Genomic DNA, 12,737 nt, shown 5'->3' on the forward strand with positions numbered 1-12,737 from the left:
AAGAGAAGGAGGTAGTCCTTAATGGCGGTTTGGGATTACATACATCTAAGCTCAAGCTCCGCCTTCAAATCCCCATTGGTGCTTGAGTAGTTCTTTATAAGTTGCTTCGCGCATAACCATTTGCTGGTACAGCTTGACTAAAAAATCTTGAGCTTGTTCGTGGCTCATCTGCTGTACTTGGGTTTCAAAGGAGCGGATGCTAAATTGCTGTTCGAGAGACAGTTGAATTGGCTGGTTCATAATTGACTCCGACAAAAATAAAGAGAACGTTTGTTGTTAGCAGATTTGTTTGCAACCTAGGCGAACGGACTGAAATCAAATTCGTTTCTTGTTTATATTACAAAATATAACAAACATTTGACAAAGTGACCGTCCCTCTAAGTAGGTAATTCCATATAAACCGAAAGAAATAAACTTGACAATCGGGTTAATACGGAAAACTAGGCTATTTTTAGCAAGTTGAACTAGATAAAAATGCTCAAAGCGAACAAAATGTAAGTATATTTACTCAAAAATGTTGAAAAAAGGATAAGGGGACTACATGGGGATCTGCAAAAAGTAAGCAGTAGGAGTTTTCCTACTGCTTAGATCGCAATTTATACGCAATAGTCGAAAAAATTGTTAAAACATTTTGTCGTAGCGATCTAGTTGCAGTATTAACCGAGTTAGGACTACACCCATTCCCCCTGCAACTAGCAAACTGATTACAGCCAACCACAGATAATGATTGATTAGTAGTAAAGTAGCCGACAAAGTGAAAGCACTGATAATCAGCGCGTAGATAGTGCCTAGTTGAATGCTACTTTGACGGCGCAGTAAGCGCTCTGTTTCTATCGAACGAGTGCGGACGCGCATATCGCCGCGTTCGAGTTTTTCTAGAGTATCTTCTAGCCGCCTGGGTAAACCTAACGCTGTACTGCTGACTTGCGCTGCTTGACGACCTAATTCATTGAGAAAAGTGTTGCCTTGGGAACCATTACCATTAGTCATAATTTCCATTGCAAAAGGTTTTGCAACCTCCATAAAATTAAATTCTGGATCTAAACCTTTGCCTACTCCTTCTAAAGTAGAAAAAGCTCGCATCACGAAAGTAAAGGTAGCTGGAAAGCGAAAAGGTTGATTGTAAGCAATTTCATAAAGGTCGTCGCTAATGGCACTGACCGATTGATTTTCAAACGGTTTGTCCATAAAATGATCCAGCATATACTGGATCGAGCGGCGTACAGGACCCATATCATCTGTAGGTGCGATCGCTCCTAGTTCAATTAATGACGTAACTACTTGACCTGCATCTTTTTGAGCAATACCAAACAGCGTTTTCATCAATTGTTCGCGCACGCCAGTTTTGATCTGTCCCATCATGCCAAAATCATAGAAAATTAAAGCACCATCTGGAGTTACAGCAATATTTCCAGGATGGGGGTCTGCATGAAAAAAGCCATCGTTAAGCAACTGGCGCAAGTAAGCTTCAGCACCTTGACGCGCTAAAGCCCGACGGTCTAAACCAGCCGCCTCTAGAGCTTCGTAGTGACTAATTTTGATCCCAGGAACGTACTCAAGTGTCAAAACACGCGGCGAAGTATAACGCCAGTTAACGCGTGGTACTTTTACCCAATCTTGAGCGCGAAAGTTACGGCGAAAAGTATCGGCGTTGCGTCCTTCGGTGAGGTATTCAATTTCCTCCCACAGAATGCGACAACACTCATCGTATATACCTAGCCAATCGCGTCCTCTACCTATTTCAGGATGGCTCTGAAAGTAGCGGGTAATTCCTTTTAGGATTGCTAAATCGATTTCAAATAGTTTTTTTAAACCAGGGCGTTGCACTTTGACTGCAACAGTTTCACCTGAATGCAGTGTAGCCTTATGAACTTGACCTAAACTAGCTGCGGCAATGGGAATAGGATCGAAACTATGGAAAAGCTCAGGAGTTGTTTTACCAAGCTCTTGTTCGATAATACGTTCTACCTGCTCGTAGCTAAAGGCTGGGACTTTATCTTGAAGCTTGGCAAGCTCGTCAACGTATTCACTCGGAAATAAATCGGCGCGGGTAGAAAATAGTTGTCCGACTTTAATAAATGTTGGTCCTAACTCCAGCAAAGTATTGCGAATCCAAACGGCTTGCTCTTTGCGTCTAGCAATCCGTTTTTCTTCCGTTACTCCACCAGGATAGCTCCAAGATTTTTTATTGAGCCAGAAACCAGCCATCAAGCTGAAAACAAAAAACCAAATGTCAAAAAATCGCCGAGTTCGAGAGTAATTTTCTCGATTCCAGCGGTAAGCATTGTCTTTATAAGCTGTTGACCTACGCTTGCGATACAGCTTAGGGGTAACAGAACCTTGGGCAGGAGAGACAGACACTCGAATTCCTAATCTTTGTGTTTGGGCTTGGGTTGAGAGCAAACTGCAAGGGGTGCAGGGGCAAGCAGGTGGAAGTAGTTAAGAGTTATAAAATAACTCATACCTACATTAAATCTAGTTTTTAGTCTACTTAGAGTGTTATGTTGAACTACTACGATGGCGTTGGATTTCGGCTCGTAAAAGCGCAATTTCGGCTCTAAGGTCATCGATCGTTGCTTGAACATCACTAGGCGGGGAACTTGGAGAAGTAGCTGTTGGACTACTGCTACCTGAATAAGTTTCTGCGGCGTGATTTGCTCGGTCTATGACTTCTTGGGTAAAGTGGCGCAGGCGTTCGCGCTGTTCTGCATCAAATTTGCCAAGTTCGCTTAGGGCATCGGTTAAAGCATTTTCTAGCTGTTCGTTGACGATTTCAGCTACAGCCCTACCCATAAAGAAAGCATGAATTAAAGGATTAGTCATAGCTCAATTTTCTGCACTCCATACGCGAAGATTATAGCTTGCTTGGTCAATTCGCTGCCTCCACCAATAGTAGAAAGCAAAGCTTTAAAAAACTATACAAACTTCTTTACTTTACAGGGGATAGTGGCTCAATAAAAATTTTTCTGCGCTGGATCTGTCGTTTATTTCGCCATCTAAGGTTGCTGCTAACAAATCTTCTAATATTTGCCGATACTGGGGACCTGGTTTATAGCCTAATGCTTTTAGATCGTTGCCATTTAGCGGTGGTTGAACTTGAGATAGACAAGTAATATATAACCAAATCTGGCGGCGAACGATTTTGGGACTGCGAACTGCAAGCAAAATTAATGTTGCTAAGTCGTAGCAATGCAATAACTTTACTACTTGGCTTTTTAGCTGACATTGGGGCAATATTTCTTTTACTTTAGCTTCAGTATCGGCTAATGCTTGCAGCCTTTTAATGCTTTCATCTGGTAGTTGCAAATTTTCCGCAACTTTACGGCGTTCTGGTGGTGCGAGATAAGCAAGAATAGTTTCTAACCGTAGCAGCCAATTAGTTAGAGTAGGAGCGTGCCATTTAATTGCTATTTCTACACGTCGCAATTGTCGCCACAAATCGCGGTCTAATTTTAAAGTGGGGTGGATGCATCGCAAAGCGCCCAAGTCAGAGAGCAAGCGTAGTGCAGCTTGCCAATAAGGGGCTTGGAGGATGTATTTTAGTTCGCTTTTAAGTCTAGTTGAAAGTGCGGGTCTAACTTTATTTTCGCCTTGAAGTTCGTAGATACCGGAGGCGATCGCATAACGAATATAATCTTGGGAGCGATCGTCGATAACGAAGCCTAAACGCACTGCAAAGCGTACGGCGCGATATATTCGGGTCGGATCTTCGATAAAGCTATTGGCGTGTAAAACGCGAATTGTTTTAGCTTGTAAGTCTAGCAAGCCGCCAAAAAAGTCTAGTAATTCTCCAGCGCGAGGAGATGTCAGCCGCATTGCGAGGGCGTTAATTGTAAAGTCGCGTCGATACAAGTCTTGACGAATTGAACTTGCTTCAACTTCAGGGTTCGCCGCAGGGTAAGGATAAAATTCTGTACGAGCGGTGGCTATATCTACCCATAATGAGTCTAGGTTGGGGTCGTTGTGCCACAAAAGGGCGGCTGTTTGGAAGGAACCGTGAATTTCTAGTCTTGCCTCGTTGTAGGTTTGCTGTAGGGCTTTTGCTAGTTCTACGCCTGCGCCTACGTCGGTGGCGCGATGAAAACCGTCTACGACTAGGTCAATGTCTTGAATTAATAATTTGTTGGTGGATACTGTGGGATGCTCTGGGTGTGGGAGACGTAGCACTGCTACGTCTCTACATGGGGTATCTGCTTGGGCTAATAATAAATCTCTGACTGCTCCGCCTACTAGATATAAATGCCAGCCGCGTTTTTCGGCTGCTTGGGAGGCGCGATTTAGTAATTGCTGTAATGGTGGTGCTAGGCGATCGCGTAATAATGTTATTAATGCAGGGTATTGTACGGGCGATGCTGGCGATGTGTCGTTTGCTTCTCGATTGCCTCTTGCTTGCTCCTGATGCATTTCGCGCAGAATATCGGTGCGCGTTACTATTCCTACTAATTGCCCTGCTGCTAGAACTGGCAACCGCCCGATGTCATAAGTTACCATCAATTCTTGAATTTTTGGCAGCGTTGTCTCTGGGCTAATTATTTTTAAATTGGTTGTCATGTAGCCCTTGACAGGCGCGTGACTAAATCCGTGATGCAGGGCAATATCAAGGTCGCGCCGCGAAACAATACCTACTAATTGCCCTGCTTGGTCAACTACTGATAAGCCAGAATGTCCGTATCGCAATAAAATTCGTTGCGCTTCGTCGATGGTAGTTTCTGGCAAGATGGTACGTACTGGGGATGACATCAAATCCCGCGCTGTGGGTGGTTGGGGAATTTGGTGAGTAAGATTTTCTACCAGTTGTTGTAATGTTGCATCTGGATCTACTCCCCGCAGCGATATTGAGGCAGCTTGAGCGTGACCGCCACCACCTAAAGGTTGGAATAATATATTTAAATTTGTACCTGGAATTTGCGATCGCCCAATTATAGTTAATCTTTCCTCTGCTTCGTTGGCTAAATAGCGCGAACCTAGTAATAGAGCATCGTTTTGGGTTAATTGCATCAGTTGCGATGCAAAACCTGATAATCCTGGCAAATAATTAGATGACTCCAGCATTACCCATCCAACCGTATAGCCGTTAATAGTTGCTGTTTGCAAGCTTTCAATTGCTTGAGTTAATAATTCTTGCAGTTCGCTAGATAAGCCTGGTTCGAGGTAGTCGCTAACTATAGGTAGGCTTGCTCCTTGCTGCATTAACCATGCTAAAGCTTGGGCATCTCTGGCTGTTGCTTGCGTAAATGTCAAAGAACCTGTATCTACATGGATGCCTAGCGCCATAACTGTTGCTTCGGCAACTGTGAGGTTAATGTCCGCCTTTTGCAGTTGCTCCACAATAATGGTAGTAGTTGCGCCTACGTTGTCGATTTGGGTTTGAGTGGCGTTAATATCTGATTGACTGCCTAAATGATGGTCGTAGACGATAATTTGCTTAATTTGCGGTAAATCCAGCCATTGGGCAGCAGCACCTAAGCGATCGCGTTTTTGCGTATCTACTATTACTATTGTTCTTAGTTGCTCTGGGTTGACTGCTCGGCGCTCAATAGTCGCATACTCATCTTTGTGCAATGCCAAAAACTCCCTAACTGCGGGGTGACAACCTCCAGGTATGACAATCCGGCTTCCTGGTAGCAGGCGAGTTAATCCTACAGCCGCTCCTAGCGTGTCAAAGTCGGCTGTCGTGTGGCACAAAATTAAATCCATTAATTGGTATCTATAGACAATAGAGACAAAATTCTTTCTTTACTGCCTACTTTCTCTAGGGGTGCAATTTCTGATAGCTTAACAAATAGGTAATGTTAGAAAAATAGTCAAAATTTTTGCTGTCTTGGAGAATTAATAATGACAATCTTATTTCAACTGGCTTTGGTCGCTTTAGTTGCTCTATCGTTTGTGATGATTGTTGGCGTTCCTGTTGCTTATGCTACTCCGCAAAGCTGGAATGAGTCGAAAAGGCTGTTATGGCTTGGCTCTTTTGCGTGGATTGGCTTAGTATTTTTGGTAGGCGCTTTAAACTTTTTAGTTACATAAGCAATTTGCTCCAGTCAAAAACATCGAGCCTTCGGGTATTTGATATAGATGGATGTAGAGGTAATAAGTTAATTGCCTCTACTTAAATGTATGTACAGGCTAAATACTAGCCGGATAGCGGTTTTAGCTAAATTAAGTGGAAAATATTGATGGCAGTTTTTGAGGGTACTTTTACTCAATTAGAACCGTTGCGGATAGCGATTGTGATTGGCAGGTTTAATGACTTAATTACGAGCAAGTTGTTAGAAGGTTGTCAAGATTGCCTCAAACGTCACGGCATAGATCCCGATCCGCATGGCGATCGCGTAGATTATTATTGGGTTCCTGGTAGTTTTGAAGTGCCACTGGTCGCAAATCAAGTAGCATTGACTCGGCGCTACGATGCGGTAATTTGCTTGGGCGCTGTTATTAAAGGGCAAACACCACATTTTGACTACGTAGCTGGGGAAGTTGCTAAAGGCATAGCTAATGCTGGGTTTCAGACGGGAGTGCCAGTAATTTTTGGTATTTTGACAACTGATACGATGCAGCAAGCTTTGGAAAGAGCAGGGATTAAGAGCAACAAAGGCTGGGATTATGCCATGAATGCTCTGGAAATGGCGAGTTTGATGCGGAAATTGCGATCGAGTGCGAATAATCTAGACTACAGCAGTAATCCCCAATTACCACCACAGTTGAAAAGCGCCTCAGCCCAACTTAATGAAGCAAATCCTAGCGAATCCCCCGTAACCGAACAGCTAGGCTAAAGATATGCAGTCAAAAAGACTTGACAAATTACTTTGATTATGAGAATATAAGATTTACTAGAAATCGCGGGTATAGCTCAGTGGTAGAGCGTCACCTTGCCAAGGTGAATGTCGCGCGTTCGAATCGCGTTACCCGCTTAGAAAAAATCAAAAGTAGCTTAAATTTAGAGTTGGATAAACTAAGGAAAGAAGGTAGGTGACACCCCTATGCTTTACCCTCTAGGAAGGCTTGGTTATTATAAATAAATAAGTTTTGAATACACTTATTTGGGTAAACGATCGCTCGTGCATTCTCAAAAGCCACAAAAAATCGACTTAAATGCAGAATACCCGTGTCCGTGTCGCCGACGCGGGCGCTTGATTCCGATTGTGCTGACAGATGCTATGGGATGCGATCGCTGTCAGAAGCTATTTGTGGTAGAAGAAAATGGTTACGTACTAGAACAAGTTGCAACTAGCTACCCGCAAAAACCCGCTTGGCGATGGGTAGGCAATCGTTGGATAGTGGCTCAATCTAAGCTAAAACAGAGTTACTTATATATAGCTTTGGCAGCAATATTAGTATTACTATTTGGCTGGCTACCATCAGCACTGCGATCGCCCAATAGTGCTAATATCTTGATTTGGACGATAGTGGCGGTAATTGTGGCTATATTACCAGCATTCATGGTCTGGCTTACTAATAGACATTGATGCAATGACAGATAATGCTTTTGGTGTAAATATGGAGCCTATAGCCACCGTAGAAAGAGCCTATAGAGCTTCCCTAAAACTAGGTATTACTAAGGGAGTAGATCGCAGTCGCGCTGTTTTAGCAATGGCGCAGGCGTTGCAAAATTCGGTAAACGATATCTTAGAAGCCAACACATTGGATTTGGAAGCTAGTCGAGAAATGGCAGTACCAGACCTAATTTTAGACTGGCTCAAGCTTACTCCAGAGAGATTGCAAGCAACTATAGAAATTTTAGAACGGCTGGGGGAGTTGCCCGACCCCTTGCGCCGAGTAAGAAACGCTGACTATCAACTGCAAGACTCGCAAACTTACTGTCAGTTGATGCCTTTGGGGGTAATAGCATTAATTTACGAAGCATTCCCGCAACTAGGAGCGATCGCAGCCGGATTGTGCATTAAAACTGGTAATAGTTTGATTTTAAGAGGCAGTAGCGAGGCGAGTAATTCTAACGCCGCGATCGCCTACGCTTTACAATCGGCTCTAGAAGAAGTGGAAATTCCAGCAGATAGCTTGCAACTTCTAGCGGCGGATAGCGGGGGTACAATAGTCCGAGATTTAGTTACTCAAGATCGATACATAAATCTCGTCATACCCTACGGTCGTCCTAGTATGGTACAGCAGATTATGCGGCAATCAACTGCGCCAGTTTTAAAAACAGCAATGGGCAATTGTTATTTATACTGGTCGGTTTCTGGGGGATTGGAAATGGTGCGATCGATGATTTTAGATAGCCATCAAAGTCAGCCCGATCCCGTTAATGCAATCGAAAAAGTATTAATTCACCGCTCTAGTCAACCATCAGCGTTAGTAACTTTGTGGAATAGCCTAAAAGAAAAAGGCTTTGAAATTCGGGGAGATGCAGAACTTGCTCAAGCCTTTACAGATTTGAAGCTAGCTGCGGACTCGGAATGGAATCAATCTTATTTAAAGAAGGTAGTAGCTTTTAAAATTGTCGATAGCTTAGAAGCAGCGATTAATTGGATCAACCAACACAGTAGCGGTCACGCCGATTGTATTGTGACTGAATCTTATCAAGAAAGTCGCTACTTTGCTTTGGGAGTAAATAGCGCTTCTACATATATCAATGCTTCCTCACGTTTTTCGCGCAACCCATCGCGAGGGGATTCAGTATTTTTAGGGATGTCTAACCAGAAAGGGCATAGACGCGGCTTAATTAGCTTAGAGACGCTGACAACGGTTAAGCATATCGTTCAAGGGAATGGCAGACTTTAGTAAGTAATTCGTAATTCGTAATTAAGAGGGGATAAGGGGGATTAGGGGGATCTATTGGTATGACGGTGGCTTGGTTGAGGGCGATAGTTTAGCGATCGCAATTGACGATCCTGGGCTGTTGTATGGAGCTACTGTGTTTACTACGCTGCGGGTTTACGAGCAGTCTTTAGATAGTGGTTTGACAAATTGGCAAGGGCATTGCGATCGCCTCTACAATAGCGTTACAGCTTTTGGCTGGTTGCAGCCTGATTGGGTACGATTGCGTCAAGGCGCGGAATTATTGATGCAGCATTCTCCGGTACTGAGAATTACTTTGTTTCCTGATGGGCGCGAATGGATTATTGGGCGGGCTTTACCAGCAGATTTAGCCAATAAACAAAAAAATGGTGTTATAGCTAGCGTTATATCTGGATCGCAGTTAAGTCGAAGTCTTGTTTCTCATAAAACAGGAAATTATTTGAGTGCTTGGCTAGCGCAAAAATTAGCCCAGCAACAGTTGGCTCAAGAGGCGATTTTGGTAGATGCAAGTAGTGGTAATTGGTTGGAAACTAGCACCGGAAATTTGTGGGGATGGCGAGATGGTTATTGGTGGACACCGCCAATAGCTGCAGGAATTTTAGCAGGAACAGTGCGATCGCAACTAATTAATTGGCTGCAAGTTAAGGAAGAAAATTGGCATAATGAGTTATTAAGGGGGTTTGAAGCGATCGCCTACACTAACAGCGTTGTTGAAGTTATTCCATTTCACACCATCAACGAGCAACAAACCCAAAGGCACTACAACCCGCATCATCCAGCCTTACGACAATTAAAAGACCTATTTTCACCACCCAAGCAATAATTATTCTTCCCTGTCCCCTACCATACGTAGCAGTGCTGCATCTCTACTCTCCCTTGTCTCCTCTTCAATTACGAATTACGAATTACGAATTACGAATTATTTAAATTCCCCTTGTTTTCATTGTCTCCTTTGCTCATTAACATGGCAGATGGCAAAATTCTAAGGTAAATTAAGAATAGTTAACATTAGAATAAAAATACCTCGCACGTATAAGTTTAGGAGGATAGACCCCGGTGAATAAACGGTGGAGAAATGCGGGGCTGTATGTTTTGCTAGGAATTGTAGTTCTAGCTTTGGGTACAGCTTTCTTTGAGAAACAACCTCAAAGCAGAGAAACTTGGTCTTACAGCCAATTTATTCAAGAAGTTCGCCAAGGCAAAGTTGAGCGAGTCAGTCTGAGTGCAGATCGGTCTATAGCGCAGGTAACACCTCAAGATGGCGAAAAGAGAATTGTAAATTTACCTAATGATGCCGAATTAATCGACATCTTGAGTAAAAACAAAGTTGATATAGTAGTTTCCCCTCAAGCTGATGATAGTGCTTGGGTTCGGGTTTTAAGCAGTATATTCGTTCCAGTGCTGCTATTGGTGGGCTTATTTTTCCTACTGCGCCGCGCTCAAAGCGGTCCTGGTAGCCAAGCCATGAACTTTGGTAAATCAAAAGCCAGAGTGCAAATGGAGCCACAAACCCAAATTACCTTCAATGATGTTGCTGGTATCGATCAAGCCAAGCTGGAATTAAACGAAGTTGTAGACTTCCTGAAAAATGCCGATCGCTTCACCGCTGTAGGAGCCAAAATTCCTAAAGGCGTGTTATTAGTTGGACCGCCAGGAACGGGTAAAACCCTTCTAGCTCGTGCGGTAGCTGGAGAAGCAGGAGTTCCCTTCTTTTCTATCTCTGGTTCTGAGTTTGTAGAAATGTTTGTTGGTGTGGGTGCATCCCGCGTCCGCGACTTGTTCGAGCAAGCTAAAGCTAATGCTCCTTGTATCGTCTTCATCGATGAAATTGATGCTGTTGGTAGACAAAGAGGTGCAGGTTTAGGCGGTGGTAATGACGAGCGCGAACAGACTCTCAACCAGTTGCTAACTGAAATGGATGGTTTTGAAGGCAATACAGGAATCATTTTGATTGCAGCTACAAACCGTCCAGACGTACTAGATGCAGCTTTGTTACGTCCAGGTCGTTTCGATCGCCAAGTGGTCGTAGATCGCCCAGATTATGCCGGACGTTCGGAAATTCTCAAGGTTCACTCCCGTGGTAAGACTCTTGCTAAGGATGTAGACCTAGATAGAATTGCTCGTCGGACTCCTGGTTTTACAGGTGCAGATTTGTCTAACTTGTTGAACGAGGCGGCAATTTTAGCTGCAAGACGCAGCTTGACAGAAATTTCGATGGATGAAGTCAATGATGCGATCGATCGCGTGTTAGCTGGTCCTGAGAAGAAAGACCGAGTAATGAGCGAAAAGCGTAAAACTTTGGTAGCTTACCACGAAGCTGGTCACGCTTTGGTTGGTGCTTTGATGCCAGACTACGACCCCGTACAGAAAATTAGTATTATCCCACGCGGTCGTGCTGGTGGTTTAACTTGGTTTACTCCAAGTGAAGACCGGATGGATACAGGTTTGTATAGCCGTTCGTATCTAGAAAATCAGATGGCGGTAGCTTTAGGCGGTCGGATTGCTGAAGAATTAATCTTTGGTGAGGAAGAAGTAACAACTGGTGCTTCTAACGACTTGCAACAAGTAGCGCGTGTTGCTCGGCAAATGGTGACTCGCTTTGGCATGAGCGATCGCTTAGGGCAAGTGGCTTTGGGTCGTCAGCAAGGTAATATGTTCTTGGGTAGAGATATTGTTGCCGAACGCGATTTCTCTGAAGAAACTGCTGCAGCAATTGATGAAGAAGTTCGTCAGCTTGTAGAAGTAGCTTACCGTCGCGCTAAGGAAGTGCTAGTAAGTAACCGTCATATTCTCGATCTGTTAGCTAATATGCTAGTTGAAAAAGAGACTGTCGATGCTGACGAGTTGCAGGATTTGTTAGCAAGTAATGATGTGAAGACAGCAGCGTTAGCTTAAAAGGCGATCTCTAAATACTTAAAAGCGGGGTAGCTATTGAACTAGACTACCCCGCTTTTTTTATTTGAGTCTGGTGTTTTATCGTGATGGTTTAACCGAACAGCGGTCAACCCACTCTTGGTAAGTTTGTTGACGTTCGTTATCATCAACGATGATTTCTAGGCGGATTTTCTTGCATCCTTGACGGCGTTCTAGAGCGATCGCATTTAGCAGTAGACTTGCGATCTTAGCGGAACTAAATTCGCCTTCTACAACTATCTCATTACCTCTACTAACAATTTTCTGAGTTTGAGCGGTTGCTGTGTTGCTTGTAACTAATTCAACTCCAGGGATTTCAGTTTGTCCTAGATCGATTGATGCTAGTTGTTTGGTTTCTGCGCCAACTTGTTCGACAATTAGTTTTTCGCGTCGGATAGGAACTTCTACAATTTCCGTTTCGATTTCTTTGCGGACGACTACTTCGCCTACTTTTTCTTTGTTGCGGTCAACTATTAGCCTTTCTTCTAGTAGTGGAATGCTTGCAGCAGCAGCGGCTATTGCTCCTACACCTAGATCTAATTCCATTGCATTTATGCCTCCTGTTGTTTCGGGAGTTTGGTTTAAGTCTATGTCACCTGCTTCTGGTATTTCCTCTACAGTTTGGCTCAGGTTTTCGTTGTCAATTTCTGCTAATACTTCTGGAGCATCAAATGATTCTAGTTGATTTTCTTCTACTTGGGCGATCGTCTCTAGAGTTTGAGTTGAGTCTATGTCATCGACTATTGCCATTATTTCAGGAGTTTCAAACAAGTTATTTTCGCTTGTTTCTCCTACCATTTCAGGAGATTGGTTGAGAGCCATATCCTCTCCCATTGCCATCATTTCTGGAGCATCAAATAAGTTAGCTTCGTTGATTTCTCCACTTAGCTCAGGAGTGTTAAATAGTTCTGTATTCTCATCTCCCATTGCCATCATTTCTGGAATTTCGGGAGTATTGAACATATCTGTCTCATCTCCCATTGCCATCATTTCGGGAGATTGGTTGAGAGCCATATCCTCTCCCATTGCCATCATTTCGGGAGCTTCAAATAAGTTAGCTTCGTTGATTT

Annotated in this window: 11 protein-coding genes and 1 tRNA gene; 7 read left to right on the top strand and 5 right to left on the bottom strand. The window is 43.6% G+C overall.

The window, feature by feature from the left end; genetic code table 11:
* Positions 1-51: 51 nt before the first annotated feature.
* The 4 genes from UH38_RS03910 to UH38_RS03925 all read right to left on the bottom strand — a co-directional run bounded on the left by UH38_RS03910 (position 52) and on the right by UH38_RS03925 (position 5,697).
* Positions 52-240 carry an NblA/ycf18 family protein gene (locus tag UH38_RS03910; RefSeq protein WP_045053302.1) on the bottom strand — a complete coding sequence of 63 codons (189 nt, stop codon included), beginning with the start codon at positions 238-240 and terminating at the stop codon, positions 52-54.
* Positions 241-621: 381 nt separating this feature from the next.
* Positions 622-2,361, bottom strand: coding sequence for an ABC1 kinase family protein (locus tag UH38_RS03915; RefSeq protein ID WP_235355053.1), 1,740 nt, complete (start codon positions 2,359-2,361; stop codon positions 622-624).
* Between the two features lie 138 nt (positions 2,362-2,499).
* Positions 2,500-2,823 carry a DUF6825 family protein gene (locus UH38_RS03920; RefSeq protein WP_045053303.1) on the bottom strand — a complete coding sequence of 108 codons (324 nt, stop codon included), beginning with the start codon at positions 2,821-2,823 and terminating at the stop codon, positions 2,500-2,502.
* A 111-nt stretch (positions 2,824-2,934) separates the two neighbouring features.
* The gene (locus UH38_RS03925; RefSeq protein ID WP_045053304.1) at positions 2,935-5,697 is read right to left on the bottom strand and encodes a CBS domain-containing protein; all 2,763 of its coding nucleotides are present in this window, start codon (positions 5,695-5,697) and stop codon (positions 2,935-2,937) included.
* 138 nt (positions 5,698-5,835) lie between these two features.
* Between UH38_RS03925 and psbZ the strand changes: the two genes are divergently transcribed.
* From psbZ to ftsH3, 7 genes are all read left to right on the top strand, one after another.
* Entirely contained in the window at positions 5,836-6,024 is a 189-nt protein-coding gene (gene psbZ, locus UH38_RS03930) for a photosystem II reaction center protein PsbZ (RefSeq protein ID WP_045053305.1), read from the top strand.
* Positions 6,025-6,173: 149 nt separating this feature from the next.
* A complete protein-coding gene (gene ribH, locus UH38_RS03935; protein WP_045053306.1) occupies positions 6,174-6,770 on the top strand; it encodes a 6,7-dimethyl-8-ribityllumazine synthase in 597 nt (198 codons plus the stop codon).
* A gap of 66 nt (positions 6,771-6,836) precedes the next feature.
* Positions 6,837-6,908, top strand: a tRNA-Gly gene (locus UH38_RS03940).
* A 147-nt stretch (positions 6,909-7,055) separates the two neighbouring features.
* The gene (locus tag UH38_RS03945) at positions 7,056-7,463 is read left to right on the top strand and encodes a hypothetical protein (protein ID WP_045053307.1); all 408 of its coding nucleotides are present in this window, start codon (positions 7,056-7,058) and stop codon (positions 7,461-7,463) included.
* A gap of 4 nt (positions 7,464-7,467) precedes the next feature.
* Positions 7,468-8,736 carry a glutamate-5-semialdehyde dehydrogenase gene (locus UH38_RS03950; protein ID WP_045053308.1) on the top strand — a complete coding sequence of 423 codons (1,269 nt, stop codon included), beginning with the start codon at positions 7,468-7,470 and terminating at the stop codon, positions 8,734-8,736.
* Between the two features lie 49 nt (positions 8,737-8,785).
* Positions 8,786-9,577, top strand: a complete 792-nt coding sequence (locus tag UH38_RS03955) for an aminotransferase class IV (protein ID WP_045053309.1) — start codon at positions 8,786-8,788, stop codon at positions 9,575-9,577.
* A gap of 233 nt (positions 9,578-9,810) precedes the next feature.
* Entirely contained in the window at positions 9,811-11,649 is a 1,839-nt protein-coding gene (gene ftsH3, locus UH38_RS03960; protein WP_045053310.1) for an ATP-dependent zinc metalloprotease FtsH3, read from the top strand.
* Positions 11,650-11,727: 78 nt separating this feature from the next.
* On the opposite strand, the gene UH38_RS26165 is transcribed toward ftsH3, so the two are convergent.
* Complete coding sequence (locus tag UH38_RS26165) at positions 11,728-12,702, bottom strand: DUF2382 domain-containing protein (protein ID WP_407640441.1); 975 nt, start codon at positions 12,700-12,702, stop codon at positions 11,728-11,730.
* Between the last annotated feature and the right edge of the window lie 35 nt (positions 12,703-12,737).

Origin of the sequence: Aliterella atlantica CENA595, from assembly GCF_000952155.1 — a bacterium.
In the GTDB taxonomy this organism is placed as follows: domain Bacteria; phylum Cyanobacteriota; class Cyanobacteriia; order Cyanobacteriales; family Chroococcidiopsidaceae; genus Aliterella; species Aliterella atlantica.